Annotated in this window: 27 protein-coding genes; 14 read left to right on the forward strand and 13 right to left on the reverse strand. The window is 62.6% G+C overall.

Translation table 11 applies throughout. The features are described from left to right. Positions 1-69 precede the first annotated feature (69 nt). Positions 70-2,982: an FAD-binding and (Fe-S)-binding domain-containing protein gene (locus I6E51_RS05890; RefSeq protein ID WP_197109691.1), complete on the reverse strand. Its 2,913-nt coding sequence runs from the start codon at positions 2,980-2,982 to the stop codon at positions 70-72. Between the two features lie 28 nt (positions 2,983-3,010). Between I6E51_RS05890 and I6E51_RS05895 the strand changes: the two genes are divergently transcribed. The 7 genes from I6E51_RS05895 (at position 3,011) to I6E51_RS05925 (ending at position 8,784) form a co-directional block, all read left to right on the forward strand. Continuing rightward, a complete protein-coding gene (locus tag I6E51_RS05895) occupies positions 3,011-3,631 on the forward strand; it encodes a LysE/ArgO family amino acid transporter (protein ID WP_197106051.1) in 621 nt (206 codons plus the stop codon). 91 nt (positions 3,632-3,722) lie between these two features. Then, complete coding sequence (locus I6E51_RS05900) at positions 3,723-4,229, forward strand: hypothetical protein (RefSeq protein WP_197109692.1); 507 nt, start codon at positions 3,723-3,725, stop codon at positions 4,227-4,229. 95 nt (positions 4,230-4,324) lie between these two features. Continuing rightward, positions 4,325-4,681 (forward strand): YraN family protein, encoded by a 357-nt coding sequence (locus I6E51_RS05905; protein ID WP_197109693.1) that lies wholly within the window; start codon positions 4,325-4,327, stop codon positions 4,679-4,681. Next, positions 4,678-6,210 (forward strand): YifB family Mg chelatase-like AAA ATPase, encoded by a 1,533-nt coding sequence (locus tag I6E51_RS05910; RefSeq protein ID WP_197109694.1) that lies wholly within the window; start codon positions 4,678-4,680, stop codon positions 6,208-6,210. Before I6E51_RS05905 ends, I6E51_RS05910 begins: the two co-directional genes overlap by 4 nt. A 2-nt stretch (positions 6,211-6,212) precedes the next feature. Next, on the forward strand, positions 6,213-7,001 hold the full coding sequence (locus tag I6E51_RS05915; protein WP_231599914.1) for a DNA-processing protein DprA: 789 nt from the start codon (positions 6,213-6,215) through the stop codon (positions 6,999-7,001). A 216-nt stretch (positions 7,002-7,217) separates the two neighbouring features. Continuing rightward, entirely contained in the window at positions 7,218-7,985 is a 768-nt protein-coding gene (locus I6E51_RS05920; protein WP_197109695.1) for a hypothetical protein, read from the forward strand. Positions 7,986-8,496: 511 nt separating this feature from the next. After that, a complete protein-coding gene (locus tag I6E51_RS05925; RefSeq protein ID WP_197109696.1) occupies positions 8,497-8,784 on the forward strand; it encodes a hypothetical protein in 288 nt (95 codons plus the stop codon). A gap of 98 nt (positions 8,785-8,882) precedes the next feature. Here the strand turns inward: I6E51_RS05925 and I6E51_RS05930 are convergent, their stop codons facing one another. The 9 genes from I6E51_RS05930 to I6E51_RS05965 all read right to left on the reverse strand — a co-directional run bounded on the left by I6E51_RS05930 (position 8,883) and on the right by I6E51_RS05965 (position 16,811). Further along, positions 8,883-9,170, reverse strand: a complete 288-nt coding sequence (locus I6E51_RS05930) for a hypothetical protein (RefSeq protein ID WP_197109697.1) — start codon at positions 9,168-9,170, stop codon at positions 8,883-8,885. After that, positions 9,167-9,538, reverse strand: a complete 372-nt coding sequence (locus I6E51_RS05935; RefSeq protein ID WP_197109698.1) for a hypothetical protein — start codon at positions 9,536-9,538, stop codon at positions 9,167-9,169. Before I6E51_RS05935 ends, I6E51_RS05930 begins: the two co-directional genes overlap by 4 nt. A gap of 1,031 nt (positions 9,539-10,569) precedes the next feature. Further along, positions 10,570-10,803 carry a hypothetical protein gene (locus tag I6E51_RS05940; RefSeq protein WP_197109699.1) on the reverse strand — a complete coding sequence of 78 codons (234 nt, stop codon included), beginning with the start codon at positions 10,801-10,803 and terminating at the stop codon, positions 10,570-10,572. After that, positions 10,803-10,937 carry a hypothetical protein gene (locus tag I6E51_RS14410; protein ID WP_255528583.1) on the reverse strand — a complete coding sequence of 45 codons (135 nt, stop codon included), beginning with the start codon at positions 10,935-10,937 and terminating at the stop codon, positions 10,803-10,805. The genes I6E51_RS05940 and I6E51_RS14410 overlap by 1 nt, the downstream gene beginning before the upstream one ends. Continuing rightward, on the reverse strand, positions 10,937-11,563 hold the full coding sequence (locus I6E51_RS05945; RefSeq protein WP_197109700.1) for a hypothetical protein: 627 nt from the start codon (positions 11,561-11,563) through the stop codon (positions 10,937-10,939). The genes I6E51_RS14410 and I6E51_RS05945 overlap by 1 nt, the downstream gene beginning before the upstream one ends. A gap of 106 nt (positions 11,564-11,669) precedes the next feature. Further along, positions 11,670-11,999, reverse strand: coding sequence for a hypothetical protein (locus I6E51_RS05950; RefSeq protein ID WP_197109701.1), 330 nt, complete (start codon positions 11,997-11,999; stop codon positions 11,670-11,672). A gap of 317 nt (positions 12,000-12,316) precedes the next feature. Then, the gene (locus I6E51_RS05955; protein WP_197109702.1) at positions 12,317-13,972 is read right to left on the reverse strand and encodes a hypothetical protein; all 1,656 of its coding nucleotides are present in this window, start codon (positions 13,970-13,972) and stop codon (positions 12,317-12,319) included. Beyond that, complete coding sequence (locus I6E51_RS05960; protein WP_197109703.1) at positions 13,972-14,286, reverse strand: hypothetical protein; 315 nt, start codon at positions 14,284-14,286, stop codon at positions 13,972-13,974. Before I6E51_RS05960 ends, I6E51_RS05955 begins: the two co-directional genes overlap by 1 nt. 1,073 nt (positions 14,287-15,359) lie before the next feature. Beyond that, complete coding sequence (locus I6E51_RS05965) at positions 15,360-16,811, reverse strand: recombinase family protein (RefSeq protein ID WP_197109704.1); 1,452 nt, start codon at positions 16,809-16,811, stop codon at positions 15,360-15,362. A gap of 17 nt (positions 16,812-16,828) precedes the next feature. On the opposite strand from I6E51_RS05965, the gene I6E51_RS05970 reads away from it, so the two are divergent. Continuing rightward, positions 16,829-17,338 carry a DNA-processing protein DprA gene (locus I6E51_RS05970; RefSeq protein ID WP_231599662.1) on the forward strand — a complete coding sequence of 170 codons (510 nt, stop codon included), beginning with the start codon at positions 16,829-16,831 and terminating at the stop codon, positions 17,336-17,338. 50 nt (positions 17,339-17,388) lie between these two features. On the opposite strand, the gene I6E51_RS05975 is transcribed toward I6E51_RS05970, so the two are convergent. Beyond that, positions 17,389-17,619, reverse strand: coding sequence for an alpha/beta fold hydrolase (locus I6E51_RS05975; protein WP_197109705.1), 231 nt, complete (start codon positions 17,617-17,619; stop codon positions 17,389-17,391). Positions 17,620-17,663: 44 nt separating this feature from the next. Between I6E51_RS05975 and I6E51_RS14640 the strand changes: the two genes are divergently transcribed. The 4 genes from I6E51_RS14640 (at position 17,664) to I6E51_RS05995 (ending at position 21,983) form a co-directional block, all read left to right on the forward strand. Then, positions 17,664-17,888 (forward strand): helix-turn-helix domain-containing protein, encoded by a 225-nt coding sequence (locus tag I6E51_RS14640; RefSeq protein ID WP_197109706.1) that lies wholly within the window; start codon positions 17,664-17,666, stop codon positions 17,886-17,888. Between the two features lie 311 nt (positions 17,889-18,199). After that, positions 18,200-19,720 carry a sodium/proline symporter PutP gene (gene putP / locus I6E51_RS05985; protein WP_197106041.1) on the forward strand — a complete coding sequence of 507 codons (1,521 nt, stop codon included), beginning with the start codon at positions 18,200-18,202 and terminating at the stop codon, positions 19,718-19,720. A 385-nt stretch (positions 19,721-20,105) separates the two neighbouring features. After that, positions 20,106-21,035, forward strand: a complete 930-nt coding sequence (locus I6E51_RS05990) for a phosphodiesterase (RefSeq protein ID WP_197109707.1) — start codon at positions 20,106-20,108, stop codon at positions 21,033-21,035. A gap of 75 nt (positions 21,036-21,110) precedes the next feature. Next, positions 21,111-21,983 carry an NADPH-dependent oxidoreductase gene (locus tag I6E51_RS05995; RefSeq protein WP_197109708.1) on the forward strand — a complete coding sequence of 291 codons (873 nt, stop codon included), beginning with the start codon at positions 21,111-21,113 and terminating at the stop codon, positions 21,981-21,983. Here the strand turns inward: I6E51_RS05995 and I6E51_RS06000 are convergent. After that, positions 21,980-22,792, reverse strand: a complete 813-nt coding sequence (locus I6E51_RS06000) for an SDR family oxidoreductase (RefSeq protein WP_197109709.1) — start codon at positions 22,790-22,792, stop codon at positions 21,980-21,982. The genes I6E51_RS05995 and I6E51_RS06000 overlap by 4 nt on opposite strands. Positions 22,793-22,830: 38 nt before the next feature. Between I6E51_RS06000 and I6E51_RS06005 the strand changes: the two genes are divergently transcribed. Next, entirely contained in the window at positions 22,831-23,757 is a 927-nt protein-coding gene (locus I6E51_RS06005; protein ID WP_197109710.1) for a tyrosine recombinase XerC, read from the forward strand. Positions 23,758-23,819: 62 nt separating this feature from the next. Here the strand turns inward: I6E51_RS06005 and I6E51_RS06010 are convergent, their stop codons facing one another. Next, positions 23,820-24,398: a MarR family winged helix-turn-helix transcriptional regulator gene (locus I6E51_RS06010; RefSeq protein ID WP_197106036.1), complete on the reverse strand. Its 579-nt coding sequence runs from the start codon at positions 24,396-24,398 to the stop codon at positions 23,820-23,822. Positions 24,399-24,475: 77 nt separating this feature from the next. On the opposite strand from I6E51_RS06010, the gene I6E51_RS06015 reads away from it, so the two are divergent. Further along, on the forward strand, positions 24,476-26,647 hold the full coding sequence (locus I6E51_RS06015) for an MMPL family transporter (protein WP_231599663.1): 2,172 nt from the start codon (positions 24,476-24,478) through the stop codon (positions 26,645-26,647). Positions 26,648-26,653: the final 6 nt, after the last annotated feature.

Below are 26,653 nucleotides of genomic sequence, written 5' to 3' on the forward strand. Positions count from 1 at the left end.
GTGTCGCTGGTTGGCCTGCTGCAGTTGTTGCGGGGTTGGGTCGGCGTCTGTTTCGTGCGGGCGTGCCGCTTAGCGCTCGGGCAGTGCTGCGGCAAGAACCTCCGCGAGATGCTTGCCCTCGGTGTTCGCGAGTTGTGATGCCTGGGTGCGGCACGAGAAGCCGTCGGCGATCAGAGTGCTGTCGGATGCCGCTTCACGCAGGGCAGGCAGGATGCCGTTCTCGGCGACCGCGACCGACACGTCGTAGTGTCCTTTCTCCATGCCAAAGTTTCCGGCCAGCCCACAGCATCCGCTGATCTCGGTGACGGTTGCTCCCGTGGCGGCGAGCAGTGCGCGATCGGCGTCGAAGCCCATGACCGCGTGCTGGTGGCAGTGTGGCTGAACGACAAAGGTGTGGTCGCTGAGGATGGGCGGTTGCCAGTTGGCTGGCCCCAGCGGTGCCGGCGCGGTGAGCAGCTCGGAGAGTGTGAAGGTCGACCGGGCGACTGCTGCCGCCGCGGGGTCGTTGGGCAGAAGCTCGGTCAGGTCTGAGCGCAACACGGCCGTGCACGACGGCTCGATGCCGATAATCGGGATGCCGCGGTCGACATAGCCGGAGAACTCGCTCACCAGGTCGGTGAGTTTCTGGCGCGCGCCCGCCAACTGCCCGGTGGTGATCCAGGTGAGGCCGCAACACACATCGCGTTCCGGAAGCAGGATCTCGTAGCCGGCCGCATCCAGCACGCGGATCGTGGCGCGGGCGATGTCGGGGGAAAAGTTGTCGGTGAAGGAGTCGGCCCAGAGGAGGACTTGGGGGCGTGGGGCTGAGTGGCGGTCCGCGGTTTCGGCGGCTGCGGTGGCGGGGGTTTCCCGTCCAGCTGTGGCGGCCTCTGCCGGGGGCGCCGCGCGCAGGGCACGAGCCTCGGAGCTCGAACGGAAGGGGTGACGGGCAAAGGCGGGGAACGTGCGCCGAGCATCCATTCCACCGGCCCAGAGGGCGATGCGGCGCACGAGCGGCACACGCAGCGCGGCGTTCGCTAGCGGGGCGATCGGCGAGATCAGACGCGCCCAGCGTGGCAGTTGGCCGAGGAGGTAATGGCTGCGCGGGCGGAGTTTGCCCTCGTAGCGGCGGTGCAACACTTCGGCTTTGAGCGTGGCCATGTCGACGCCGGCGGGGCAGTCGCTCGCGCAGGCTTTGCAGGAGAGGCAGAGGTCGAGGGCGTCGTGCACTTCTGGCGAGTTCACGCCGCCCGACACGAGAGAGCCATTGGCCATTTCTTGCAGCACGCGGGCGCGGCCGCGAGTGGAATCTTTCTCGTCGCCGGTCGCCAAGAACGACGGGCACATGACACCGTGGCTGGCCGAGTTATCGGCACGACACTTGCCGACGCCAACGCAGCGATGGCTGGCCGTTGTGAGGTCGCCGTCGTCGTCGCTAAACGCGAAACCGTTGACCTTGATGAGGGGTAGGGCGGCCGGACGGCGCAGAGCGGCATCGACCGGAGCCGGGTCGACAACGATGCCCGGGTTCATCAGATTGTTCGGATCGAAGAGTCGCTTGAACTGCCCGAACAAGTCGATTGCGGCCGGCGAGTACATGCGCGGCAGCAGTTCGCTGCGGGCGCGACCGTCGCCGTGTTCGCCCGACAGCGAGCCGCCATGGGATACCACAAGGCTGGCGGCGTCATCCACGAAAGCTCGCAAAACTGCGCCATCTGTCGCGAGAGGAATCTCGAGCCGAACATGAACGCAACCGTCGCCGAAATGGCCGTACGGCATCCCCTGGATGTTGTAGTCGGCCAGCAGGGCGTCGAAGTCGCGCAGGTACGCGCCCAGGCGTTCCGGCGGCACGGCGGCGTCTTCGAAACCGGGCCACGCTTGCGTACCGGATGCCGTGCGTCCGGCGAGCCCGGCCCCATCTTCGCGGATGCGCCACAGTTGTTTCGCGGCCACCGCATCGGTGATGACGCGGGACTCGATCGCCGCAGCATCGGCGGCGAGGTTGTTCGCGCGTTGGAGAGTCTCGGCGGGGTCGTCTCCCGTGACCTCGACGAGCAACCACCCGGCGCCGGCGGGCAGGGCGGCGACGGCGCGGGCTCCGCGGGCGCGACTGACGGCATCCACGATTCGGGCGTCGAGGCCCTCGATGGCGGTCGGGTGGTGAGCGAGTAGCGCGGGAACAGCGTCGGCGGCGGTCACCATGTCGGGGTAGCCAAGGGCGACGAGCAGCGGATGCTGGGGCTCCGCCACGAGATCGACGGTCGCCTCGAGCAGCGTCACGAGACTGCCTTCGGTTCCGACGAGACTGCGGGCCAGGTTATGGCCATGCTCCGGCAGCAGGTGTTCGAGGCTGTAGCCCGACACTTGACGGCCGAAGCGCCCGAGCTCGGTGCGGATCGTTGCGAGGTTACTGCTGACAAGGGCAGGGAGACCATCAACGATGGTCGGGTCATTAGCCGCGGTGAAGCGTCGCCCGAGGCCATCGATCACGTCAAGGCTCTTCACGTTGTCGGCCGTTTTGCCGAACTGCAGGGAATGAGCTCCGCAGGCGTTATTGCCGATCATGCCTCCGACGGTGCAGCGCGACCACGTCGAGGGATCGGGGCCGAAGCGCAGACCATGAGGCTGCGCGGCGGATTGGAGAGTGGCCAACACGGTGCCGGGCTGCACACGGGCGGTTCGGGCATCCGCGTCGATCTCAAGAACGTGGTTCAGATGGCGGGAGAAATCGAGCACGATGCCGCTGCCGATTGCGTTGCCCGCGACTGACGTGCCACCACCGCGCGAAGTAAGGGGAGTGCCGCTGTCGCGAGAGACGGAAAGCGCGGCCAGCACGTCGTCCGTGTCACGTGGGAACACGACCACTTGCGGCACAACCCGATAGTTCGAGGCATCGCTCGAGTATTCGGCACGGCGCCGCGTGGAGTCATCGACGTCGCCGCGCACCTCGGAACTCAGCGTGTGAACGAGGTCACGGTGCTCCGGCGATGGCATAGTCGGCATGCACCCATTCTGCCCCTAGAGTCATCTCATGCTCTCGATCTTTGCCGTCGTCGTCGCCGGGCTCGGCTTTGGGCTCTCGCTGATTATTGCCATCGGCGCCCAAAACGCGTTCGTGCTGCGGCAAGGGTTGCGGCGGGAACACGTCACCGCAGTGGTGCTCGTGTGCATGCTCTCCGACGTTGTGTTGATAACCGCCGGTGTTGCTGGCCTCGGGGCGCTAATCGAGCAAGCGGGTTGGCTCTTGATCGTCGCCCGCGTCGGCGGCGCACTCTTTTTACTCGTCTACGCGTTCTTGTCGCTTCGCCGGGCGGCCCGACCGCAAGCACTCACCGCAACAGCATCCGGAACGGGGATGACGCTCGCTGCCGCCCTCTCCACAGCGCTCGCGCTCACCTGGCTCAACCCGCACGTGTACATCGATACCGTGCTGCTGCTCGGCTCCATCGGCGGAACCTATGGCGACGACCGCTGGTGGTTCGCGCTCGGGGCATGCCTCGGCAGCGTGATCTGGTTCACGGCGATCGGCTACGGCAGTCGCTATCTGCGACCCCTCTTCGCTAAGCCGATGGCGTGGCGGGTGCTCGACATCCTCATTGCGGCGGTCATGGTCGTGCTGGCGGGCAGCTTGATCGCCGGGTTGTTTGCGTAGCTGCGCCCTGTGCCTGTGCGCCCGAAAACGGTTTCGTGACAATTCGTTAGATTTGCTAGGCGGATGCTCGGCTGAGTGTTAGAAATCGACTATGCGTTTTTGCGGAGTTGCTCTTGTCGGTATCGCGGTTGTGCTCGGACTTGCCGGGTGCGTGTCGGCTGAGCCCCAAGTATCGGAGTCGTCGGAGTCGTCGGAGTCGTCGGAGTCGTCGGGGGAGGCAGGCGAATCGAGGATGCCGTTGTTGAGCGCGGACCCCGGCATGCAACGATCAGGTTTCAGCGACGCCATTCTCTTTGAGCAGGTAGATGTGGGTGCCCACGAATACTCCCTCCCGCCGCTCAGCGACTCCGTTGATCAGCTCTTTCTTGCCATCGGCTGCGACCGGACATCGGAGTTCGAACTCTTCCTCGTCTCCGACGGAGAAGTTGTGGACGGAGTGCAGGCAAACGACTGTGCGAGCGAGCGCGGAACTGCGGCAATGACGAGCATTACGGAGCCGTTCGACGCTGACCCGTCCACTCTGAAGCTCAGGGTTACCGTCGACGACGGTGTGTGGTTCAGCGTCTCGGTGTTTGAAGCGGGCGGTGCGACCGGCTAGATCACTAGTCCTCCCCACCGGGGTTCGTGGCGGAGTCTTCTCCCACATCGTGCCGCGCCACGTTCTCGGTTGTGCCCAGGCGCGACTCTTGAGCCATGGCAGCAAAAGACGAACTAGGCGCGCACGGCGAGACCCTCGCGGCCGACCACCTCATCAGTTCAGGGCTCGAGATCCTTGATCGCAATTGGCGGTGCTCACAGGGCGAACTCGACATTGTGGCGCGAGAGCGCGACGAGCTCGTGTTCGTCGAGGTCAAGACTCGTTCGAGCGTGCTGTTTGGGCATCCATTTGAGTCGATCACTGCCACGAAACTTGCACGTTTGCGACGGCTCGCTGCGGCTTGGTGTGACGATCACCCCGGATCTGGTTCTTCCGTGCGCATTGATGCCGTTGCGGTAATTGTGCCCTCGCGTGGAACTGTCGAGATCGAGCACTTGAAACGCATCTCGTGATCGGCAGAACCTATGCCGTCTCCCTACTCGGCCTCGAAGGTGCGATCGTCGAGATCGAAGCAGACCTCTCCAACAACCTTCCCGGCTTCGTGCTCATCGGCTTGCCCGATACTGCGCTGGGCGAAGCAAAAGACCGCGTGCGGGCCGCAGCAACGAACTCCGGATGCGGGCTGCCGAACCGCAAAATTACCGTCAACCTGTCGCCTGCCGCGCTACCCAAACACGGCTCCGGTTTCGACCTAGGGATAGCCGTCGCGGCGCTCGCCGCCTCCGGAACTATCTCTGCAGAATCGATCGACCGGGTGCTCCATATTGGAGAACTCGGGCTCGATGGGCGCTTGCGTCCGGTGAACGGTGTGCTGCCCGCAGTGCTCGCCGCATCGCGGGCCGGATTCATGACAGTGATGGTGCCGAGCGGAAACGCTGACGAAGCATCGCTCGTGCCCGACATGCGCGTGATCGCGGTGCCCTCACTGCGGGATGCCGCCATCTGGCATGGCGGAGAATTCGAGCCTGAACCCGTTGAAGTGATCACGCGCCCGGCCCCCGAGGTGGCCCCCGATACCGGTGGCGACCTTGCCGACATGATCGGCAGTAGCGATGCGATCGACGCAATGCTCGTCGCCGCAGCGGGTGGCCACCACGTGTTCTTGCTTGGCCCTCCCGGTGCGGGCAAAACAATGCTCGCGGCTCGACTTCCTGGGCTACTGCCCGACCTCGATCCCCAAGCAGCTCTCGAAGTCTCCTCCATTCGTTCGTTGGCCGGGTTGCCGGTGGGCAGCAGTCTCACCACCCGGCCACCCCTCGAAGCGCCCCATCACACGGCGACGGCCGCGGCGCTCGTGGGAGGCGGCAGCTCGCAGATACGTCCGGGTGCTGCCGCCCGAGCCTCCGACGGAGTGCTCTTTCTCGACGAAGCACCCGAGTTTGCGCCGGCAGCGCTGGACGCGCTTCGGCAACCGCTCGAATCGGGAGTCATCAGCATCCATCGGGCGAACGCGATTGCTCACTTTCCTGGCCGCTTTCAGCTCGTGATGGCGGCCAATCCTTGCCCCTGCGGGCAGTGGGGTGCGCGCGACAGCGAATGCACCTGCCCACCCAATAGTCGGCGGCGCTACCTTGCACGCCTGTCGGGTCCGTTGCTTGACCGCATTGACATTCAATTTCGCGTCGAGCGCATCACGAGCGCTCAACTGCGGTTAGCGGGCGAGCGACCGTCTCTTTCGACGGCGGATGCCCGCGCCCGAGTCAGAGCGGCCCGTCAGCGTGCAGCCGCTCGCCTCGAGACCACGCCGTGGCGGCTCAACTCTCACGTGCCGGGCTCGTATCTACGCGGTCGCGAACTGCGGCTCGCCCCCAAGGTCACAGCAGGGCTTGACCGTGCCCTTGAACGCGGCGGCATCACGATGCGCGGGTATGACCGTGTGCTCCGCGTCGCCTGGTCACTCGCTGACCTCGCCGACGATTCCCGACCCGACGACACCCACGTTGGGCAAGCGCTCTACCTTAGAAAGGCCATGTCACAGTGAGCATGTTTGGACTCAAAGAATCAGAAGTCGCCACCCTTGTGAAGGCAGTCAGCGTTGGCGGCGGTGATGATCTCGACCGCGACGCGATCGAAGAACGCTTCGCGCGTGCAACGTGGAGTGGCCTTGCGGAACCCGGCGATCGTCTTGCTGGTTGCGCCATTCAGCAACTCGGTGCCGTGCGAGCACTCGCCGGCGTTGTCGAACGGTGGGAACCAGAACGCTTCGCTGCCGCTCTGTCAACGGGCGGTGACGCGGTGGCTGATGGCGACATGGCTCAAGCAATCGAGCGCTGGATGCCGCGGCTCAAGTCCAACACCGCGCTCATCGCTCTGCGGCAGGCCTCCCGTTTTGGCGCACGCCTGCTCACGCCCGACGACCCCCTGTGGCCGTCGCGCCTCAACGATCTCGACTGGCACGCGCCCTCGGCGCTCTGGGTTCGCGGAACCGACGAAGCTCTTGCCGGAATCGATCGCGGCATCGCTCTCGTCGGTGCTCGTGCGGCAACCGGCTATGGCGAGCACATCACGATGGAAGCCTCCGCCGGTCTCGTCGATCGCGGGTACACGATCGTGTCGGGCGCCGCCTACGGAATCGACGGCATGGCCCACCGCGCTGCTCTCGCCAGCCAAGGACTCACTGTCGCCTTTCTCGCCGGGGGAGTGGACCGTTTTTACCCGAGTGGCCACGACGCGCTCCTCGGTCGCATCGTCGAAAACGGCGTCGTGATCTCGGAGTTGCCGTGCGGCTCACCACCCACCAAGTGGAGATTCCTGCAGCGGAATCTGCAATAAATACGCAGGAGCGCGATGAGTACACTCTGGGTCACGGGCGTAAGTGGCGACGAATTGGCGTTCGCCGCGTCGCCGAATTGCATGAATTGTTTAACCCCAATGGACGCGACTGTAGGCGCTTGGTGGTGCGCCGAATGCAGAATCGTCGTGCGCCCGTTTTCCAGATAAAGGTGAGGCTATCTCGGACAGACAGTTGAAGCCGACTAGTCTCGCGTTGTGATCATTCTTAACGCTGAAAACCTCATCGAGAACTTCTGGGTTCCTTTAGCCACAACCGTTCCGGTCGTGGCGCTCGCCTACGTTATCGAAGCCAGAATTGTCGCCTCCGCATGGACCTACGAACGCCGATGGCTGGCGTTCTTTCAGGGGCTCTTGATCACCACTGGCGGATTGTTGCTGCTCACTCTTCAAGTGGGGGCATTCTGGAGCATTCTCGTTGGCGGAGGCAATGCCTATATCGCAGCTTTGGCCGCGTTGACTTTGCTCGTAGTGATGGGCGCATTGGTTGGCTATCCCATGTTGTTGATCGTTTCTGCTGCCGCGAATTATCCGGCTTCTATGGGGGCGTGGCTTTCGAGACTTCCGTTCGCCTGGGCTGAGAAGCGACGGTTGGAGAAATCGATCGAGCGCTTGGTGGGCATACGGCAGTCTGTGGAATCTGAAATCGAGTCACTTGAGGACATAATCGCGGACGAAACTCGCCAGCTTAAGATTTGGGAACCGCTTGCCCGTACTAACAAATGCATCAGTGCTGCCCGGCGCGAGGCTTATATCCGCGAGGTGGCTAAACACGTCGACAAGCGCACGACGGTGCAAACGAGACAAAAGGCGGCGGACGTCTACCGCTTGGATCTGGAGGCACAGATTACGGCTTTGGAAGAGGCTCTAGCGAAGCAGAGCGACGGATCGAGTCGAGAGAGCGCGAGTCGCGCGGCGAGGGGTCCACTGGAGGCTGCCGTTGAATTCGTGTCGAAGCATAGATAGAGGCAGTTGGGTTTGGCGCGACGCAGGGTGCCACTCGTGGTCGTCTCGTAGCGTCAAAGCGACGTGAATCCTCGTCCCAAAGTGGGGACAAACTGTGGATAACATGCCCAAACACGCCGGAAAGTCTGCTGGGGATAACTTTCTTTTTCGTAGAAAGTCGCTCACTAGAGCTTCGATTCTTGAGGACTTCACAAGTGGCAAAATCACGCCGCCACATGCCCACAGCGTCCCACAACTGCTCGCATAGACGCTCTGCGGCTTTCTGAGGGGCTTTCCCGGCGCCGGAGATTGAATTGCTTTCGGGTACGCAAAAAGGGTCTCACAGTCAAACTGAGTGGCTCTGAGACCCTTTCAAGGCGGTACTGTAGGTGCTCCAACTCAATATTCGCATCAGATACGTCGTCGAGGTGGGCGCCAATTCCTTGGACCGGAATTTCTCTCCAGCCTATCTCACACGTAACGAGACCCATGTCTCGGCTCTGTTGCGATGTCGGGCAGGTAAGGAGCAAGTATGGAAATAAGAATCGTCAACATGGTTGAGACTGACGTCTCGGGGAGAATCACTTCCCTCGGGTACTCGGTCGGCCACGTGAAAGCCATATGGTCGCCGAACTCAGCCGAGCAGGTCATGCGCGGTATCAAAGAGAAGAACATCGTTTATCTCGCAGAAGACCCTGTAACTCACGAGCTGCACCGGATCGAGGTCAAGCCGGGATTTCATGGCGAATATCTGAGTGTCGGTGCGGGGTGGCAGGGGATTACACCTCTAAACCGCCTGAAGAAGCTGAATCACAGCTAGACGGGATTTGACCCGCTGGGGCCGAAACCGCCTCAGCGGGGGCATCGCTCGTAGCGGGGAGAACCCTCCAGAATGACTCCGGAGGGTTCTCCCTTTCGCTATTGCAGCTCGTCGAGATAGTCAGCTAGCGGATCAATACCGTGTAAACGGTCGACTATCTCGGCTCGCTTAACGTCCGGAAGCACGCGCATCAGGTCGCGGTACGCCTCCGTAATTTTGCGCCGATACGGAGCGTCGACATCGAGCGCCGATTGAGCGAAGCTAACCGCCGCGTCCGCGACTGCCTTCGGCGTCCAGCCCTCGGGCGGCGTGACTGGATGCCACTCGTGGCCGAGGGTCTCGATAGTCAGAGTCGCTACTAACGCGGAAGCGTCCGGGCGTCTCATGACGCAGCCCAGCGCTTGCGAGCTGCGTCACGGCCACGAGCGCTTGCAGTCATAGCGCCGCCGTGGTTGATCGGGACGAGCCGTGCGAGGATCGCAGCGGCAGACGTGCGGGCCAGACGCGCCTCAGTCACGCCGGGGTGAACGATGCGCTGACCAGCGGACCCGGTCGCGAGCAGGCCCTCCGCGACTGCGGCCTCTTCGAGCTGGTCCGCCATGCTGTGCAGCGCGGCGGCTTGTTCGAGGGACGACAGCTCAGCTCCGGCGAGGTCCGGGCGTTGCTGTAGGACGCCAGCGAACACGTCGCGCGCGCCGGGAGTCCACGATGCCGGGAGGTCCCAGCCGTCGAGGATGTCGTTTGAGTGGGTCATTTCAATGACTCCTTCCTGATGGTTAGATAGGGGCCGATTTAGGCCGGGAAGCGCCCCAAAATTGGAGCTCATGCCGGTATAAACCGGAAGAGGCTATGCCAGTTAGGGCATGGACCCTCGGCGGGGGGGAGTGTAGGGCCACTCCCTAGCGCCGGATCATCCCGGGATGCGGCTCCGGGTCTCGCTTGATACGAGGTCGAGGCCCTCGTGCGGCTGCGCCTTCGGCTGAAGACTTACGCGCGTGATGCCAGCGGCAGAGACTCTGGAGATTCTCCATCGAGTGATCGTCGCCGCGTCGAATGTGGTCGACTTGATTAGCTCGCTCGCCGCAGCGGAAGCCGCGAGAGTCGCGAGCTTGACACTTGTACCCGTCACGCCGTAAGACGCGGAGGCGGAGCGACTGCCAGTTAGACGGCAGCCTCTCACTCCTCGCGCTGCGGCCCTTGCTCCACGCCATTAGTCGCGCCCCTCTCCGGCGTACTGAGCGCAATGGGGGAAGGTCTCGCAGGTAGGGCGCTTGACTGGCTTCGCTCCTCGCGCCGGGACGAACTCGCCGCAACGGTGGCAAGGTACGAAGTAACGAGCCGTCGTCGCGGGCGTCTCAGGTTCAGGCTCAGGCGCAAGCGCGGGTGCGGGCGCTGGAGCCTCGACAGTCTTCGGCTTCCTTGCGACGGCCTCACTGAATGCGCGGACCTCGTCGCGGACGTTCGCTTTTAGCTGCGCGAGGCGCTCAGCGGGCGTCAACTCTAGCCATTGGTTCATGGTGTGAGGCTTTCGTAGTCCAGCGGGCGTCGAGGACGCGCGGTATGTGGTGAAGTGAGCAAGCTTCTCGACACGGCGCTGCGTCTCGCGATAGCGCGCGCGGGAATTGAGAGCGGTCTTCTTCTGGTTACGGGGTGATGCGGTCATGCTTGCGTGCCTCCAAGCACGCCCAGCGGTTTATAGAGCCGCTGATTGATAGGGGTAGATGAAGAGGCCGGAGCCGACGTGAAAGCCAGCTCCGGCGCGGGGGGGATGCGTGTAAACGCGCTCTAGACGAGCGGTCCGCGATTGCCTCGCACGTCCGCAGCGATAGCGTCAGCGTCGAAGGCGATAGCGTCCTCTGTCTGCGCCTTGTGCGTAGCGAAGAGGGCCTCGGGGTCAAGGCCCAGGGCTTCAGCTTCGCGGGTAATGCGGCGCTGCGTTTGGGCGTCTGCGTCTGTGAGAGACGAGGGGAACGGATGCTCCGCTACGGCGTCGCGGACGATCTGGTCAATGTCTGCCATTAGTTGATCCTTTCGGAGTTAGGGGTAGTGGTTGCGAGGTCGACCTTCGCTTCCAAGGCGGCGAGAGCGTAAGCGAGGAGCGGCGCTCCCGTGAGTCCCATAGCGAGGCCCGCTTCGATAGAGGAGCTGGGCATTAGCGGACCTCCTCTGCGTCGCGCTCGTCGAAGGAGGCCGCGATAGCTTCACGGTGAGGGAATTGCTCCAGCATTCGCGAGAACGTGTCCTTCGCAGCCTTCACAGTCCCTAACGTGTTGCGCGCGATCCCGCGACGCGAGTAATGAAGCAATGCAGCGGGCGAACCGGCCTTCTTCCAGAGGTCCTCGCGAGCGTCCAAGGTGTCGATCAGTTCCTCGTAGAGCGCCTTTGCCTTTGCGTCAGCCGCGAGCATTGCGTCGACGAGACCCTCGCGGGCGTCAGCCGAACGAGTGAACTCGCGGACGGCGTCGTCGAACTTTGCCAGCGCGCGGAGCGCTACTGAGCCGTGGCGCTTCATAGCGGTTTCAGCGTTGCGGTTCTTGACTTCCAGCTCTTCCAGCTCCGTCGTGAACGCGCCGCGCTTGCGAGCTTCGTAGAGCGCGTGGTTCGCGGACTTCCAGACACGGCGCAGCTCGTCGCCGCGAGCGTTCTCCTTTTGCCATGCGTCGTAGAGCGGGCGAGCGCCGGACGCGTCGACGATGAACGTTGAAGGCTCGTACTGAGCGTGGAGGTAGGTAGCGCGGCCATAGCCAGTGCTAGTGATTCGGTCGTTTCGGATTGTCATTGGGTTTCCTTTCGGGTTGATTGAGCCGCTTACACGGCGGTTTTGTGGGACCGGCGCGATATGCGCCGGAAGTTAGTGGTTGCGGGCTTACTCCCGCAGCGCTTCGTTAGAAGCGGGTGCCCTTCTCGCTCACGAGCCGGTCGAAGTGCTGGAGCGCCGAGAGAGCGTCGCGCTGAGCGAACTCAGACAGACGCTCCAGTTCAGCGACACGAGCCTGAGTCGTCATAACCTGCGCGAACGGGGCGCGCTCACGCCGGAGTTGTTCGAGCTTGGCTCTCGTCGTCTTCAGCGCGGAGTAATGAGCGAACGCGACACGGTTAGCCCGTCGCCATTCGGCGTGAGCGTCCAATGCGCCGGGAGTGGCGGCGAGGTCGATATTTGTAGGTAGGTCAGTCTCGAAGAAGGCACCTGCGGGGGTGCTAGTAAGTCGAGCCATGAGGCCCTCCTTTCTCGTTAGGTGGGTAGGTTCGCGGCGCGACGAAGAGCGCCGAGAGCGGGCGTGAGGAGTACCGGGGTGACGAGGGTGACGAGGGTGTCGCGGACGCGGGAGGGCTTGCAGATATCTCTTATATGGGTATTTTTGAGACCCACGAGTATGCAAACGCACCCGCGTGCGCGTCACCCTCGACACCCTTTTGGCGTTTTCCGCGTGTTTACTGGCCAAAAGGGGTGACGCATAGGGGTGTCGCGGCTGTCACTGCGTCACCCTTTGGGGCTAGTGCGACACCCCCCGCGACACCCCCTGCGCGGCGATCAGCTAACGACGGAGCGGACGTCCGGACCGCTGACCACTCGTAACGGCAACGAGGGCTTAACCGTCGAGGTGAAGTCGTCCTCGTCTGGTGTCTCCTCCGGCGTCTCGTCTGGCGCGGGCACGATTTCCAGCTCCCGGACCGGGTCGAACTTCAGGACAATGATCCGCGCACCTTTTCGGCGTCGACGTTCGGCGCTGAGTCCAGCCGCGCGGAGCGTCTCGTGACCCTTTGTGAGCGCCGACGAGAGAGACCACGGAGTCGACGGCCAGCCAGCGCGAGGATCGTCCGGACGAAACTCCTCCAGCAAGTACAGGAGTGATTCCGCCGTCCCGGACCAACCTTTAACACCGCCACGCTTCGCGATTTTGACGAGACCAGCCGTGAGCGGATCACTCTCGGCGCGGTCAGCGAGGACGCCGCGCACGGAGCGCGTGTACGCCTCAGCGAAACCCTCGTAGTCGTCGAGGTCTAAATGCCTATCGAGCGCGTGCAGCACGAGCGCGTAGTCCGCCATTCGCGGCAGCTCGCGGACCTCGTTCGTCGCTTCGCTGAGTCGGGCCATAGCTCCCGCTACGTCGTCGAGGAGCGCGCCGAGGATCGAAGCGTGTAAACGGTCGAAGTCGGCCCATAGCTCCGCCTCACTTCGGCGCTCACTCTCCGGGACGCGGTCCAGTTCTAGGAGGACCATTCGCTCCAGAGCGTCCGGTCCTAGGCCGATAGGGAGGACGATGGATGTCGCGACGCCGGAACGACGGATCGTCGACGTCCGGAGTGTGTCGTCCGAATACAGCTCGCGGCGATCCACACCGACACCAGTCACGAGTCGACAGAGGAAGTCCGACGTTGCCGCCGAGACGCTGCCGATGTTGTCCCACGATGGGATATAGCGGCCAGCGGCGGCGGTGAAGTCGTCGCGCTCGTTCTTTCCCGGTTCACGCCCTAGAGCGTCGACCGGGTCAACGACGTTGAGGAGCATCCTCGCGCGGGTCGACTTGCCGGAGCCTTGCGCGCCGAGTGCCCAGAGGATCGGGCGCGGACGGTCGACGAAGAACGAGCCGACGAGCCAGCCCCACGCCAGCTTCCAGCGCGGGTCGTGGACCTCGAAGCCGAGAAGCTCGCGGAGGTCGTCGCGAGAGCCTCCGCTGATCGGTGCGGGGAGTGGGTTCGTCGCGGCGGTACGGCGGAACGTCGCGCGGCGTAAGTCCTCCGGCGTCTCGTGCGAGCGAGGGTCGATTAGTTCCCACTCGCCGGGGGAGACGCTGACGTAGCGTCCGGAGTCGTCGCCTAGGTCGATCTGGAACGCACCGCCGACACGAGCTGAGCGAATATGCACTTCTGAGACCGGCGCATCGTAGGCCAGGCCCTGCAATGTCTCGATAGCCGTGCCGAGCGTTTCACGCCCTACGGCGATCCCACGAGAGGCCCAGAGAGCGCGGGAGAGGTCAGGACGGAGCGAGCGAATCTCACGCGCGATCTGAGGCGCGGACGGGTCAACCGGAGTCGCGAAGAGCATTCCGTCCGGCGAACGGCGGAGCTTGTAGCGCTCCAGTGCGAACTCCACGAGCGCCGCAGCGGAGAAGCGCTCCTCGCGCTCTCGTTCGCGTTTGTTGGGGGATTGGGTTTCGGGATTCTGGGTGTTGTTGGTATCGGTCATTAGTTCTTCCAGTCAGCAAAGGGGTCGATGTCGTCAGCGCCGAGAGCGGACCACGGGACGCGCTTCGACGGGAACTTCCCGGAAGCGAGACGAGGCCCTCGTAGGTCGATTTCGTGGACCACGGGAGCGGCGGAACCGGGAAAGATTTCGAGGTAGTAGCCCTCCGCGCGGTGGTCGAGGTACGGCGTGATGGGGTCGCCGACAGCGCCGAGACCGTGAGTGCGCTTCTTGCCGGTGTCAGGGTCGACCACGTTAGTAACGCGAGAGCCATTGAAAATCGAAATGTGCTCTAGGGGGATGATGTGGGTTGTCATTTGGTAGCTCCTTACAGAGTTGGGTTGAGTTGGGCGTGAGGGACCGTCACGCGGCGGTGAAGCTTTTGGGTACGCAAAAAGACGCCACTCTCGGCGTGAGACTGGCTAGAAGTGGGTCGTGTAAACGGCCCTAGAAACGCAAAAAACGCTCCACCCTCGTATTGAGGCTGGAAGATGCGTGCGGGGTGAAAGTTTTGACCCTCCCTACTGCTGACTGATCCAGTAGGGAGGAGGCCCAATGACAACGGTTTGCGGAGTCGCGCCGCTGAGACCGAATGCGCTACGGCGCGACTCTCGCGAGAGGAGGACGACTCGCCGAAAGGGGACGAGTCGTCGCGGCTCACTACCGAGTCTCACGACAGTGTGAGGGTGCCGCCGCGCGCTCCCGAAAACGCGCGGAGGATTGGGAAAGAAAGGGAGTGTCCGCAGATGCGGAACACAAGCGTAGGAGGTCCCGTAATAGGAGACAGCCGGGAGAGTGCCACGGCATGACATAGCTCTAACTGCCTCACTAGAGGAGACCGCCGAGCGTGTACCACGCCGGGATAGGGCTAAAGAGGTCCCATAGGAGGAGACAGCCAGCGGTGCGCCCCGTTCCGGGACATAGCTAAAGAGGTCCCATAGGAGGAGACAGCCAGCGGTGCGCCCCGTTCCGGGACATAGCTAAAGAGGTCCCATAGGAGGAGACAGCCAGCGGTGCGCCCCGTTCCGGGACATAGCTAAAGAGGTCCCATAGGAGGAGACAGCCAGCGGTGCGCCCCGTTCCGGGACATAGCTAAAGAGGTCCCATAGGAGGAGACAGCCGAGCGTGACTCATTTGGGCATCGCCATAATCGCTTCCGAAGAAGGAGACCGCCGCCGACACGAATAATCGCCGGGACGCGGGCATAGACTTTTCTGCCTTCGGTTAAGGAGACAGCCGCAGGCGTGACAAAAACGCCGTTTTCGGCCCGTTTCAGTCCTCCGAGGGGGCGTGGCGAGGGCTTCGAGGGTCGGATTATAACGACAAAACCCGCAGAATCATGCGGGAGTCAGCTCGATTGTAACGAATTGCTTAAAGTTAGCTGTGAGGGCTACTCGCCGGGGCCGACGAGGTCCGGATTTAGATGCGTCGCGAGCTTGTGCCAGATGTGAATGCGGCGTCGATTGTCGCGGCCCTTTTCGACCGTGACGTCGATCAGGGCGCGAGCTGTGTCGCGCTGCTTCTCGATATCGAGCGCGGCGAACCGTTCGACGACGGCGTCGAGCATGGGGCCGAAGAAGTCCTTCGGGAGTACGGCGCGAGGCTCGTCGCCGAGGACCTCGCGTGCGACGTCCGCTAGAGAGGACGAGGAGGAGCGCTCCGCACGAGCGGCGTCGAGCTTGGCCTCGATGCTCTCTCGCTCGATACGAAGCTCCACGAGACGAGTCCGTGCATCAGCCTTCGAGAGAAGGCCCTCGTCGCGGTCCTCCGCCGTAGCTAAAGCCGCTGCGCTGTTCTTGCGAAGCGCGGCCACGAGGGGAGCGACGGAGCCGGACTCTCCAGACGCGACGAGGTCACGTCCGGAAGAGAGGAACGCCAGAGCGACCTCCTCTCGAATGCGTGAATCGAGCGACTCCTTGTTAATGAAGGCGTGCGAGGCGCTCTCGCGGCAACGGTAGCCTCCGGCGAGGTTCATCATCGTCGCGTCGCAGATAGCGCAATGCGCGAGTGAGGAGCCGAGGTAACGAACCGCTGGACCAGGCGTCGTGCGCCGTGCCTCGTCCGCGAGAATCGCGCGGACCTCCTCGGCCAGTTCAGCGGGAACAATGGGAGTGATTTGGGACGAGTCGACGGCCTCGCCGAAACGATGGACTTTGCCGCCGTAGCTGGGATTGTTCAGGATGTACCGAACGCGGCCAGCGCCCCACTGTTTTCCGGGCGCTGGGTCGACGCCCTCCTCGCGAAGCATCATCGCAATAGAGCGGATAGAGCCACCGGCTGCGACGTGCTCGAACATGCGGCGGACGTGGACAGCCTCGCTCTCGCGGGGAGTGGTTCCGTCCGGCTCGTAGCCATAGCGTCGCCGTCCGGGAGCGGGGCGTCCGCTCTCGATTCGCTGGATATTGGCTCGCTTCTGGCGTGCGCCTTTGCGTTCGATTTCTGCGCGAGCGACGCTGGCTTTGATTCGCGCGAAGAGGCGTCCGTTGTCGGTCGTGAGGTCAGCTTCGCCGTTCGCCGTGACGAGGAGGAGTCCACGCTCCTCTGCCGCGTCGATCCAGTCTTCGAGCTGGCGAGGTTGGCGGGTGAGTCGGTCGAGGTCATAACAGACGAGAGCATCGAAGGCTCCGGCCTCGAAGTCCTCGCGCATACGGTCGTAGGCGGGACGGCTGACCTTGCGCTTTGAAGCGCTAATAGCATTGTCAACGTATGGCTCGGCGATCAGGTTCCAGCCTCGCTCGGTCACAATGCGGAGGCAGTCCTCGCGCTGACGTTCGACAGCTAGGCCAGTGTCGAGGTCGTCGCGACTAATACGGAGATAGATTGCGGCTCGTACTTCGCTCATGTACTTATCGTAGATTCTTGCAGCGCAACAGATTAATCGCTGCGGCGAGCCTGGCGACGGTCGTTCTTGAGGCGGGCTGGCGTTCGGGGTCGCTCAACACGGCAGGTCATGCCGCTGCCCTTGGGCGCCCGCTCGGCGCAGTGCCCGGGCCGGTCACGAGTGCTGCCTCAGCAGGTTGCCACCGCCTCATCCGCGACTATGACGCCGTGTGCGTCACCAACCCCGACCAAATGGCCGAGCTCGCACCCCTCGAGCAAGCGCTCCTGCCGGTCGACGAGGCGACAGACTCTGCGGGCACTACAAGAACGCAGAGTGAGCATCCGGATGCTGGCAGCCCAGCCAACACCGAGACCACTCGTCTTCTCGACGCCCTCAGCGCTCGCAGCGCCCGCACCACCGATGACATTGCCGCGCGCAGCGGCCTCGCGATCTCCACGGTCCGCGCCCAGCTCGGGTTGCTCGAACTCGACGGTCGCGTCGCCGAAACGGAGCGCGGGTGGAAGCGCGCCGCGAAGAACCGCGGCTAGCGGTGCTGAGTTACGCAGTAACCGCGCAGCCCAGCACCGAGCCACCTGTCTTACTGTGCCGGCGCTACAGCTCCCGTGGATTCCGCGGGCGCACGCCCCTCAAGGATGTCGACGAGCGTTGCATTCCATTCGCTCCGGTTTTCGATGAAGGCGACGTGACCGCTGTTTTCGAAATACGTCAAAGTCGAGGTGGGAATTAGGCGGTGAGCTTCTTCGCTCCAACGAGGATCCCCAATAGCGTCGTGCCGCCCCGAGAAAATATGCACCGGAGTTTGCACCATAGGAGCACTCCACGCAGATCGTTGTCGATCAGCTGGGGCCGCTAATGGGCGGCACGTCCCGGGATGAGCGCTTGTTGGAAACTGCCTTGCGCTATCTCGACACTCAGGGTTCCGTATCCGGCGTTGCTTCGAGTCTTTCTATTCACGAAAACACCGTGCGCCAAAGGATGGAGAGACTCGATCAGTTGCTCCCCGGGTGGCGCGAAGGACCTCGGAGTCTGGACGTGCACATCGCGTTGCGCACGCATGCAGTGTTGGATGCCGGCTAAGAGGCTGTCTGCGAAAGAGAGCCGGGGTGCCGGCCGTCGCGATCACACCCGCTGGCCAGCTAAAGGTGCTGTCCGGCGAAAAATTAGCGCGGTTTGCGCCGTATGAGCGCAAGGGGTGAAAGCTGTGAATGTCGCGCACGTCGCGCAAGACTCCTGTGCAAACGTGAGAATTCTGCCACATCACTGCGTTTGAGGCAGTAATCATTAGATTTCTTTACGTTTCATGTCGGGCTTTTTAGATTGTCACTAATCCTTATCTCTGCGAGGGTAGACAGGCTTAGCCCACGGATGTGTAAAGGAAAGGCGACAAAATGAACGATCAGTTCTTCCAAATTATCGCGATGGTCATTTATTTGGCCGCAATGCTTGGGATCGGTTGGTGGGCGTACAAGCGCACCAGCAACCTTGACGACTACATGCTCGCTGGCCGCAAGCTCAGCCCCGGAGTCGCGGCGCTGAGTGCTGGAGCATCCGACATGTCAGGTTGGCTCCTTCTCGGACTCCCCGGAGCCTTCTACCTTGGTGGCCTCTTCCAGGGCTGGATCGCCATCGGCCTCACCATCGGTGCATGGCTCAACTGGAAATTTGTCGCACCGCGACTGCGTGCGTATACCGAGGTTTCCAAAAACTCGATCACACTGCCGAGCTTCTTCGAGAACCGTCTCCGCGACAAGTCACGCGTTCTGCGCGTCACTGCTGGAATCATCATCCTCGTCTTCTTCACCTTCTACGTATCCTCCGGAATGGTCGCCGGTGGCGTCTTCTTCCAGAGCGCATTCGGTTCTGAATACTGGATCGGAATGCTCGTTGTCGGTGGAGTAACCGTCCTCTACACCCTCTTCGGCGGATTCATCGGCGCAACCTACACCGACGTCGTCCAGGGCATCATGATCTTCCTCGCCCTCATCGCAGTGCCCATTGTTGGCATCACGCAGACCGGTGGAGTCGCCAACACGATCGAATCGATCCGTGCCGCGAACACCGAAATCGATATGTTCAGCCTCTTTACCGGCGGAACAGTACTCGCCGCGATCTCCGCAGCAGCGTGGGGCCTCGGTTACTTCGGCCAGCCACACATCCTCGTACGCTTCATGGCGCTTCGCTCTCCTGGAGACGCCGTAGCCGGTCGCCGCATTGGTATCAGCTGGATGATCATCTCCGTTATCGGAGCCATGGCATCCGCCCTCATCGGTGTTGCGTACTTCCAGCAGCACCCTGAGCTCACGCTTGATAATCCTGAGCGCGTGTTCCTCGAACTTGCGCAGATCTTCTTCCACCCGCTGATCGCGGGCCTTGTCCTCGCAGCAGTACTCGCCGCCGTCATGAGCACGATCTCGTCGCAGCTCATCGTGTCGTCATCGGCACTGGTTGAGGACCTCTTCAAGATCGTCGCCAAGAAGGAAGCAACACCCAAGGCTCAGGTCATCCTGGGTCGTATGGGCGTACTGATCGTCTCGGTCGTCGCGATCATTCTCGCGTGGGACCCCGACTCGTCGATCCTGAGCCTCGTCGCTTACGCGTGGGCTGGCTTCGGTGCCGCGTTCGGACCGATCGTTATCCTGTCGCTCTTCTGGCGCAAGCTGACCAGCGTCGGAGCGATTGCTGGAATGATCGCTGGCGCAGTCACCGTCGTTATCTGGGGCAACGTTCCCGTACTGACGGGCGCGATGTACGAGATCGTTCCTGGCTTCGCGCTTAACATCATCGTTGCTGTAGTAGTGAGCCTGCTCACCTTCAAGAACAGCGACAAGATCACTGAAGAGTTCGATACCACTCTCGAAAGCGTGCGTACCGGAACAGTTCAGCTGCCGATAATCCCTAAGAACAACTAGTTATCCACGTGCGCGCGTCTAGTTGAGCGCGACCGCGAAGAGATGCCCGCCCCACAGTTGTGGAGCGGGCATTTCTAGTTGAGCGACGCGGCTACTTCTCCGTCCTCGGCGCGGGGTGTTGGAAGCGCACGCTGCCCTCATTGAGCCCCACGCGGCGACAAATCGAGTACTTTTTGCACGGGTGCGGGTGCGGGTGCGAGATCGGTGCGGGATCGCTGAAGGCTGCAGTAGCGAGATGCTCTGCACGATAGGCCAAGCGCTGGTGGCGTACCGCGCCTTCGTGATCTCCTCCATCGACTCGGTGATCTTGCCTGCTGCGGGAATGCGCCCCACCACAATCTAGAAATTCACGGTGGATGACAGCCGTGCGGCTTAGGCTTGCCGTGTGATTCAACTCGGCCAGTACCCAGCACCCAGCCACGTCATCGCGCATGTCAGTGATACTCATCTGCTCGCGGGCGGTCGACCGCTCTATGGTGCGGTCAACACGATTGATCACCTCGAGCAGGCGCTGGCCCAGCTTGAGCGTTCGACGGCGCACCCTCAAGCCATTGTGTTTACGGGAGACCTCGCCGACTTGGGCGAGCCCGATGCTTACGTGCGGTTGCGCGCCATCGTCGAACCCGCGGCCAAACGAATGAACGCCGAGATCATCTGGGTCATGGGCAACCACGACGAGCGCGCCCAGTACTCGTCACTCCTTTTTGACGAAGAGTCGGATGCCCCGCAAGACCGGGTTTACATGATCGACGGGTTGCGCATCATCTCGTTCGACACCACCGTGCCCGGCTACCACCACGGCGACATTAGCGACGAACAGCTGGAATGGCTGCGCGCGGAGCTCGCCACCCCGGCCCCGCACGGCACTCTTCTTGCGGTGCATCATCCACCCATCCCAACCCCGATGTTGGAGGCGATGGGGATGCTCGAATTGCAGCGCCAAGAACGGCTTGCAGAGGTCCTCGAGGGCAGCGACGTTCGCGCGATTCTGGCAGGCCACTTGCACTATTCGACGCATTCGACGTTCGCTGGCATCCCCGTTTCAGTCGCGTCCGCAACGTGTTACACCCTCGACCTCAGCGCCCACGAACGGCTGCTTTCCGGCGTCGACTATGGGCAGTCCGTTAACGTCGTTCATATCTACGACAAGCAGACCGTGCACTCGATCATCCCGGTGGGTGACACCGCCGAGATTACCGGCCACTCGTCTGAAGCCTGGGCTCAGATCGAATCGATGACGCCCGAGCAGCGACTCGAAACTTTCTCGGCCAAGAACTCCACGTTCAATGCGGCTGAAGTGGCGGCATCCGACTAGCTCGGGCGTGATGCGCGCTTCTCGCCCGCGTCGCGCGTGCACGAAGCATCCAGTGCACCGTGAAATCATTGAGCTATGACTTTGGGCTCGACACACACCGCACCGGCATCTCGAATCGAACAAGAGCGGCGGGAGATTTCGCCCGAGTTCATTACGGACACGATCCGGGTGCTCACGAGCCACGAGTCCATCCGTAGCTTTGAAGCGACCCCGATTGCGGCGGAAGCCCTTGATGCCATTTTGGTGTCGGCCCGCAGTGCTCCTACGTCGTCCAACTTGCAGGCATTCAGCATCATCGTCGTCGAGGATGCGGAGCGTCGTGCCCGGCTAGCTCACCTGGTCGGCGACCAGCGTTACGTTGCCGAGGCGCCCGTCATGCTCATATTCTGCGCTGACGTATCGCGCTTCCATTACCTCGCCGAGCGTCAGGGGCACAGCTTTGACGCCGACAACCTCGAGATGTTCTTGACGGCATCCATCGATGCCACTCTCGCGTTAGAGAACGCACTGGTGGCGGCCGAGTCGCTCGGCCTGGGGGCTGTGCCGATTGGTTCTGTGCGCAACAACCCCACGGCCATTGCCGAAGAACTGGGCCTGCCGCAGGGAGTCTTTGCTGTTGCCGGTCTCACGCTCGGCTATCCGCGCGCGGGTGTGCGTCGGGGGAGCAAGCCCCGGTTGTCGAGTGACGCTGTCGTGCACCGTGAGCAGTATTCGGGTGCCGAAGTCGAGAAGCACGTCAGCGACTACGACGACGTCATGATTGCCAATGGCCTCTATGCCGGGCGTCAGGTCGCGAGTGGGGGCGTGCAGATTCCGGATGCGGAATACGGCTGGGCTGAGCACACTGCCCGCCGCACGAGCAAGCCCGAGGGTGTCACCGGGCCTTCAGTTGCCATGCGCGATCATCTTAAAGACGAGGTCGAAGCGCGCGGTTTTAGAATCCGCTAGCGCCCGAGGGTGCTGTTGTCGCCAGCGCGGCTTGCTCTGGCCACGAACACCATGATCACTGGTTGGGCCACTTTCATGAGGCCCCAGACGAGTGTGTAGCGCACGCTCGGCACCGACACGGCGCGACCGCGTGCTGCTGCACGCAGGGCGGAACGAACTACAAATCCAGCATCGAGCCACATCCATCGCGGCGCCATGTCGGCGCGCTCAATGCCAAGGCGAGCGTGGAATTCGGTGCGCACGAATCCGGGCGCGACTGCGCTGAATGTCACCCCACGGTGGCGGTAGTGGGCATTTGCCCAGCGGCTGAAGCTCAGCGGCCACGATTTGGCGGCGCTATAGAGACCGAGCGGTGCTCCGCCGGCAATGCTCGCGACGGTGAGCACGGTGCCGCTACCGCGACTCAGCATTCCACTGAGCACGGCATGGCTGAGGCGCAGCGGGACGGTCGCGAGAATCTCCAGCATGCGCGCTTCATCATCGATGGAGTTCGTTTCGAATTCTTGCGGCAGGCCATAGCCGGCGTTGTTCACCAGGTAGCTGATGGGAGCATCCGACGCTTGCAGTCGCTGTTCCACGAGGGCACGTTCGTCGACGTTAGTGAGGTCGGCTCTGAGCACTTCGGTCGTGACGCCGTAGCGCGAGTGCAACTCGGTCGCGACAGAGTCGAGCCTGGATCGATCGCGAGCGACTAAGACAATGTTGTACCCGGCTGCAGCTAGTTGGTGGGCAAACTCTGCCCCGAGGCCGGAGGTCGCTCCGGTGACGAGCGCAGTGCCAGCGTGGGGTTGTGGGGCCTGAGTGGTCATCCCGAAACGCTATCGTGCCGAGGCATATTGTTCGTAGCATGCAGCACGATAGAGGGGTGAGCCTGCCGCGCCGTGTTGATGAGTTCGTCGAGTACCTCTCGGCAGACCGCGGCTTCAGCGTGCACACGGTTCGGTCGTATCGCTCTGATCTCACCAACCTCGTCACATTCGCTGCCGAACGTCTGGCGACAGAGCCCGCTGACCTCGATCTCGAGCTCTTGCGAGAGTGGTTGTGGCAGTCATCCCAAGAGGGGCTCGCGAAAGCCACATTGGCGCGTCGGGCTGCTGCTTCGCGAGCCTTCAGCGCGTGGTTGGCTCAGAATAATCTCATCGAAGTGGATGTCGCGGCTCGCCTCAAGGCCCCCAAGGCCGAGCGGCACTTGCCCCGGGTTCTCAATCGCGACCAGATGTCCGAGATGTTGCAGAGCGTTGAGGCGCGGGCATCCACGGCGGATCCCGTCGCGTTGCGGGACAGGGCCATTGTCGAGCTCCTCTACGCGTCTGCGTTGCGGGTGAGCGAGCTTGTCGGGCTCAGTGCGAATGACGTGGATGATTCCCGACTAACGGTGCGCGTCATGGGTAAGGGCTCGAAGGAGCGGGTGGTGCCTTTCGGCATCCCAGCTCAGCACGCGATCGCTGATTATCTCAAGCGCGGGCGACCTCAGCTCACCGCTGAAAACGGGGGAGCTGCACCGCTATTCGTGGGTGCCCGCGGCAAGCGGGTCAGTGCGCGCACGGTGTATGAAGTGATCGCGCATTTGTTGGCGGACGTTCCTGGTTCGGGTGGGTCCGGTCCGCACACGCTGAGACATACGGCCGCAACCCACTTGTTGGATGGCGGCGCTGATTTGCGCGCTGTTCAAGAACTTTTGGGGCATGCGAGCCTCGGCACTACCCAGCTCTACACGCACGTGTCGACTGAGCGGTTGCGCGAAAGCTATCGCACGGCGCATCCGCGCGCTTAACCAACGCGCGCGCTCAACCATCACCAGCGAGCAGCGATCATCCGCGCGGTGTGCGCTGCTCGTTAGGGCAGAAGCGGCCCGTTGCTGATGTGAGTCTCTGGCTTCCACGAGGTGCGACGGGGGCCGGGCAGGTCGATCTTGGGTGGTGCAACGGCTGGCTTGGGGGCGGGAACGTCGGCGGGCTCGGGCAACTGTGCGCGATAGATGGCGACGACCTGGTCGAGGTAGCGCTCAATGACGTCTTTCTCGTCGTCATCGAAATTGTCGAGAACACTATCGATGCCCATGATCATCGGCATGAGGGTTGCCATCGCGGTTTCCACGGAGCGCGGGTTGGGGACCACAACGATGCTGCGGCGATCGGTCGGATGCTGGGCGCGCGTGACATGACCGACTCCGATAAGGCGGTCGATGACGGCGGTGACGGCAGGGGTTGAGATGTTGAGGCGCCGAGATAGTTCGGTGGGCGGCAGGGGGCCGCTCATGATCAGGTGTTCCATCGCTTCAAGGTCGGTGGCGTTCACCGAGAGTGTGCGGCCCACGTGTTGTTCGAACTCTTCACTCGTATCGAGGATGTCGCGCAACAGCTGGGTGGGGCGCCGCGCTTGAGGTCGCTCCATGGGGGGCTCGGTGGGTTGCATGGTCTTTACTTTACCGGTAGGTTTCTAACTTGTCTAATATCTAGTTAATCGAAGTACTTTTCTTCAGAAGGAGAGCGATGTCTCGCCTCAGGACGTTCATCACCGCCCGACGCACTTCGTGGATCGTATTGGTTGCCGCTTTTCTTGCGGCCGGAGCGATCTTCGCCGCGGGTTCGGGCAACGAGGAGGGCGCGCTTCCCGGCATCGGCCTGCCGGATTCCGCCGAATCTGCCCAGGCTGCGGCAGCGGCAGAGGATCTGCCCGGCGCGGATTCCACCGTGGCGCTGCTCGTCTACACCCGTGACGGCGCCGACCTCACCGACGACGACATCGCGGCGATCACGTCAGCGACAGCGTCGCTCAGCGACCTCTCTGCTGAAGGATTCGTTCCGCCAGCCTCGTTCTCCGACGACGGCACCACAGCGCTCGTCACCGTTCCGCTCGACACACTCTCCGAGGCCGGCGAACAAGCCGAGCGGGCAGACGAGATTCGCACCGAAGCCAACGCTGACCTTCCGAGCGGGCTTTCCGCTCTCCTGAGTGGTCCAGAAGGATTCGCAGTCGACATCGCCGCCGTCTTTGAAGGCGCAGACTTCACCCTTCTCATCACCACCGTGATCGTTGTCGCGGTGCTCCTGCTCGTGACGTACCGCAGCCCCTGGTTGTGGCTGGTGCCGCTCATCGTTGTTGGTACCGCTGACGGTCTTGCCGGAATCGTCGCGGCCCGGGTGGCCACGCTCGCCGGCATCCAGCTGGATGCCTCGGTCACTGGAATTCTCTCGGTACTGGTCTTCGGTGCCGGCACCAACTACGCGCTGCTCTTGATCGCTCGATACCGCGATGAATTGCGCTTGGAAGAAGACCGTCGCGAGGCGATGTCGCGGGCACTGCGCGGAGCTGGCCCCGCCATCATCGCCAGTGGCAGCACAGTGGTGCTCGCCCTCCTCACTCTCGTATTCGCGGAGCTGCAGGGCAACCGTGCGCTCGGCATCGCGTGTGCGACGGGTGTCGTTATTGCCATGATCTTCGCGCTCGTTGTCTTGCCGGCCGCTCTCGTCTTGTTCGGTCGTGGTCTCTTCTGGCCGTACATCCCCAAGTTCGGCACGGAAGGCAGCGCCGAGCGCGGTGTCTGGCACAAGCTGGGCGTTCTCGTCTCCAAGAAGCCTGTTGCCGTCGCCATCTTGGGAGCAGTCGTACTGGGCGCCCTTTCCTTGGGTGTGCCGCAGATCAAGATTGGGCTGTCGCAGACCGAGAGCTTTACGCAGGTTCCCGAAGCGGTTCAAGGTCAGGAACTCATTGCTGATGCTTTCCCCGCTGGTAGTGGTTCGCCGGCATCCGTCATCGTGAATTCTGACTACACCGAGGAAGCGGCCCAGGCTGCAGAGGGTGTTGACGGGGTCGACGCTGTACGGATCGGTGAAAGCACCGACACCATCACGCAGATCAGCGTGGTGTTGGATGACGCGGCCGAAACTGAGGGCTCGTTCGCCGCTATTGAGGCTCTCCGCGCTGAACTCTCCACGATCGATGGTGCTGATGCGCTCGTCGGCGGGTTGGATGCGCAGGCTCTCGACGTGCAGCGTGCCCAGCAGCATGACCAAGATCTGGTGATCCCGCTTATCTTGGGTCTGGTCTTCATCGTGCTGGTACTGCTCTTGCGTTCGCTCGTGGCGCCCATCCTGTTGCTGCTCACGGTGCTTGCCTCCTTCTTTGCAAGCCTCGGTGCGAGCTGGTTGCTGTTCCAGTCGGTCTTCGGATTCCCAGCGATCGATACCAATGTGGTGCTGTTTAGCTTCCTCTTCCTCGTGGCCCTCGGTGTGGATTACAACATCTTCTTGGTCACGCGGGCTCGAGAAGAAGCGGTTGAGTACGGCACACGCCAGGGAATGATTCGCGCGCTCTCCTCGACCGGTGGTGTCATCACGAGCGCGGGTATTTTGCTCGCCGCGGTGTTCGCTGTGTTGGGTGTTCTGCCGCTCATCACGCTCACGCAGATTGGAATCATCGTCTGCATTGGTGTGCTGCTCGACACGCTCCTTGTTCGCACGGTGATCGTGCCGTCGCTTGCATTCATGCTTGGCGAGAAGTTCTGGTGGCCGGGCCGCGTGATCTCGGTCGGTGCAGAAGTGCGCACCCCGAAGCGAGCCTCAGCAGAGCACGTTCGCGAACACGCTCCGTCTCACACCGAGGATCACGCTCCGAAGCACGCCGAGGGTGACCACTCGCCGAAACACAGCATCGACGCTTAGTCAACG

It is taken from the genome of Salinibacterium sp. NSLL17, from assembly GCF_015864935.1.
Taxonomy (GTDB): Bacteria; Actinomycetota; Actinomycetes; order Actinomycetales; family Microbacteriaceae; genus Rhodoglobus.

Excerpts from the sequence above, each read along its gene's own strand:
- I6E51_RS05890 (WP_197109691.1), bottom strand. The coding sequence starts at position 2,982 with ATGCCGACTATGCCATCGCCGGAGCACCGTGACCTCGTTCACACGCTG.
- I6E51_RS05895 (WP_197106051.1), top strand. The coding sequence starts at position 3,011 with ATGCTCTCGATCTTTGCCGTCGTCGTCGCCGGGCTCGGCTTTGGGCTC.
- I6E51_RS05900 (WP_197109692.1), top strand. The coding sequence starts at position 3,723 with ATGCGTTTTTGCGGAGTTGCTCTTGTCGGTATCGCGGTTGTGCTCGGA.
- I6E51_RS05905 (WP_197109693.1), top strand. The coding sequence starts at position 4,325 with ATGGCAGCAAAAGACGAACTAGGCGCGCACGGCGAGACCCTCGCGGCC.
- I6E51_RS05915 (WP_231599914.1), top strand. The coding sequence starts at position 6,213 with ATGTTTGGACTCAAAGAATCAGAAGTCGCCACCCTTGTGAAGGCAGTC.
- I6E51_RS05925 (WP_197109696.1), top strand. The coding sequence starts at position 8,497 with ATGGAAATAAGAATCGTCAACATGGTTGAGACTGACGTCTCGGGGAGA.
- I6E51_RS05930 (WP_197109697.1), bottom strand. The coding sequence starts at position 9,170 with ATGAGACGCCCGGACGCTTCCGCGTTAGTAGCGACTCTGACTATCGAG.
- I6E51_RS05935 (WP_197109698.1), bottom strand. The coding sequence starts at position 9,538 with ATGACCCACTCAAACGACATCCTCGACGGCTGGGACCTCCCGGCATCG.
- I6E51_RS05940 (WP_197109699.1), bottom strand. The coding sequence starts at position 10,803 with ATGGCAGACATTGACCAGATCGTCCGCGACGCCGTAGCGGAGCATCCG.
- I6E51_RS14410 (WP_255528583.1), bottom strand. The coding sequence starts at position 10,937 with ATGCCCAGCTCCTCTATCGAAGCGGGCCTCGCTATGGGACTCACGGGA.
- I6E51_RS05945 (WP_197109700.1), bottom strand. The coding sequence starts at position 11,563 with ATGACAATCCGAAACGACCGAATCACTAGCACTGGCTATGGCCGCGCT.
- I6E51_RS05950 (WP_197109701.1), bottom strand. The coding sequence starts at position 11,999 with ATGGCTCGACTTACTAGCACCCCCGCAGGTGCCTTCTTCGAGACTGAC.
- I6E51_RS05955 (WP_197109702.1), bottom strand. The coding sequence starts at position 13,972 with ATGACCGATACCAACAACACCCAGAATCCCGAAACCCAATCCCCCAAC.
- I6E51_RS05960 (WP_197109703.1), bottom strand. The coding sequence starts at position 14,286 with ATGACAACCCACATCATCCCCCTAGAGCACATTTCGATTTTCAATGGC.
- I6E51_RS05965 (WP_197109704.1), bottom strand. The coding sequence starts at position 16,811 with ATGAGCGAAGTACGAGCCGCAATCTATCTCCGTATTAGTCGCGACGAC.
- I6E51_RS05975 (WP_197109705.1), bottom strand. The coding sequence starts at position 17,619 with ATGGTGCAAACTCCGGTGCATATTTTCTCGGGGCGGCACGACGCTATT.
- I6E51_RS14640 (WP_197109706.1), top strand. The coding sequence starts at position 17,664 with ATGGGCGGCACGTCCCGGGATGAGCGCTTGTTGGAAACTGCCTTGCGC.
- putP (WP_197106041.1), top strand. The coding sequence starts at position 18,200 with ATGAACGATCAGTTCTTCCAAATTATCGCGATGGTCATTTATTTGGCC.
- I6E51_RS05995 (WP_197109708.1), top strand. The coding sequence starts at position 21,111 with ATGACTTTGGGCTCGACACACACCGCACCGGCATCTCGAATCGAACAA.
- I6E51_RS06000 (WP_197109709.1), bottom strand. The coding sequence starts at position 22,792 with ATGACCACTCAGGCCCCACAACCCCACGCTGGCACTGCGCTCGTCACC.
- I6E51_RS06005 (WP_197109710.1), top strand. The coding sequence starts at position 22,831 with ATGCAGCACGATAGAGGGGTGAGCCTGCCGCGCCGTGTTGATGAGTTC.
- I6E51_RS06010 (WP_197106036.1), bottom strand. The coding sequence starts at position 24,398 with ATGCAACCCACCGAGCCCCCCATGGAGCGACCTCAAGCGCGGCGCCCC.
- I6E51_RS06015 (WP_231599663.1), top strand. The coding sequence starts at position 24,476 with ATGTCTCGCCTCAGGACGTTCATCACCGCCCGACGCACTTCGTGGATC.